Consider the following 2139-nt stretch of genomic DNA (forward strand, 5'->3'; position numbering starts at 1 on the left):
TCTGGGGTGTTTGGGGGTCCCGGGGGGGCCCTCTTGGGGGGGGGGGGGGGGCCCACCCCTCGCCCCCCCCCCCCCGGCCCCCCGATCCCCCCTCTTCCCCCGGCCCGGTGCCCCCTCGGCCCCCGTACTCCCCCATACGCTCATCGGCTCATCCGACATGACACCGTGACCCCAAGCGTCAACCTTCTCGCACGCTCCGTCAACAGTGCGTAGCCCCGCGTGATCGTTCCCGCGTGATCGCGGACTCCACCGCGCCCACCCGGTCCGCCAGGACCCCCAGCGCCGCGACCGCCCGTGCGAGGGGGTCGTCCGTCGGGGAGCCGAGCGCCGCCGACCGTACGTGGGCCGCCTTGACCGCCGCCCAGCGGTCCGCCTGTTCCCCGGTCAACGTCCCGCGCAGCTCGGCGAGTTTGAGGAGGTTCGCCTCCGCGCCCGCCGTCAGGGTCTGGGCCTCGCCCGCGTAGTGGTCGGTGACGACGGCGGCGACCTCGGCGTCGTTCATCACCGCGTCCAGCCGGGCGACGATCTTGTTCATGTTCCGGTACGAGCCCTGGAGCAGGAACGGCGGCTCCGTACGGGACGCCTCCGCCCGCGCCGCCGACGCAATGTACGCCGCGTTGACCGCGAGGACCGTGGCGCGCGCCGTCAGGACATGGCGCAGGACGGCGAGGACACGGTCCGACTCGGCCGGCGCGTACGGGTGGACCAGCCGGTCGGCCCGCGCCGTCGGGTCGCCCGACGCCAGCCGTACGAAGAGGTCGAGGTCGGCGCGGTCGCGGGCGGCCAGCGGGGCCAGGACCGGGTGGGCGGTGAGGGCGTTCTCCACGAAGCTCAGCGCGAAGGCGTCCTCCTTGCCCGTCAGCACCTCGCCCAGGTTCCAGACGTCGGCGCGGTTGGCGAGCATGTCCGGGATCCGGAAGCTCTGGCCCGACTCGGTGTACGGATTGCCCGCCATGCACACCGCGAAGCGCTTCCCGCGCAGGTCGTAGCTGCGCGGACGGCCGTTCCACACGCCCTCGATGCGGCGCTGGGCGTCGCACAGCGAGATGAACTGCTGGAGGAGTTCGGGCGAGGTGTGCTGGATGTCGTCCAGGTGGAGCAGGGTGTTGTTGCCGCACTCCAGCGCGAAGTTGATCTTCTCGACCTCTCGGCGCGCGGTGGCGTTCGGCGCCTGCTCCGGGTCGAGCGAGGTGACGCCGTGCCCCAGGGCCGGGCCGTTGATCTTCACCAGGACCAGGCCGAGCCGGTCGGCGACGTACTCCATGAGCGTCGTCTTGCCGTACCCGGGCGGGGAGACGAGCAGCAGCAGGCCGTGCGAGTCGGTCCGCCGTGTCCCGCCCGCCGTGCCGAGCTGCTTGGCGAGGCTGTCCCCGATGAGCGGCAGATAGACCTCGTCGATGAGCCGGTTGCGCACGAACGTGGACATGACGCGCGGCCGGTGGTCGTCCAGCCGCAGCCGGGCCCGTTCGGCGGCGACCAGCGCGCCGCGCCGGCGCTGGTACTCCCGGAAGCCGGGGGCCACCCGCTCGCGGAAGTCGGCGGTACGAGCGAGGAGTTCGTCGAGCCGGACGGTCAGACCGCGGCGCGTGATCCTCGGATGGCTCCCGAGCAGCCCCTCGACGCGCTCGCCGAGCGGCGCCCCGGAGTCGTGGCGGGTGAGGCCGGGGCAGAGTTCCACGGCGACGGCCTCCGCCAGATCGCCCCGGACATCGCCTCCCTGATCGCCCCCCTGAGCTGCGGCGACGCCGTTCGACTCGACGTATGCGGTCAGCCAGTTCTCGACAATCTGGCGTCGGGTGTCAAGGTCCTCCTCGCCCAGCCCGTCCAGGTCGTCGTCGTACGCGGACGTCCCGACCGCGCGGTGGAACCCGGCGAGCAGCGTCCGCGCGCCCGCGCCGGTGACAAAGCCGTCCGGGCCGCTCGTCAGCTCCTCGAAGAGGTACGCGGCGCTCGTCGCGCCGCCGCCGTACGGGGCCATGACGCCGGCCAGTTCGGCCATCAGCGCCGTGATCGCGGGCGCCAGCCCGAAGGTGGCGCGGGCCCGTGCCATCGAGACCGCGCGCCGGGTCCAGACGTCGCGCGCCTCCTTCGTCGTGCCGTGCGCCCAGAAGAGCTGGGCGGCGGCGCGCGCCTCGGCCG

Annotated in this window: 1 protein-coding gene; it reads right to left on the reverse strand. The window is 73.5% G+C overall.

Annotated elements, in window-relative coordinates:
- Positions 1–199: 199 nt before the first annotated feature.
- Positions 200–2139 (reverse strand): AAA family ATPase (locus ACFXPK_RS25530; RefSeq protein WP_385078951.1); only part of this gene is annotated, 1940 nt, incomplete at its 5' end.

Source organism: Streptomyces sp. NPDC059142 (assembly GCF_042755665.1).
Lineage (GTDB): Bacteria > Actinomycetota > Actinomycetes > Streptomycetales > Streptomycetaceae > Streptomyces.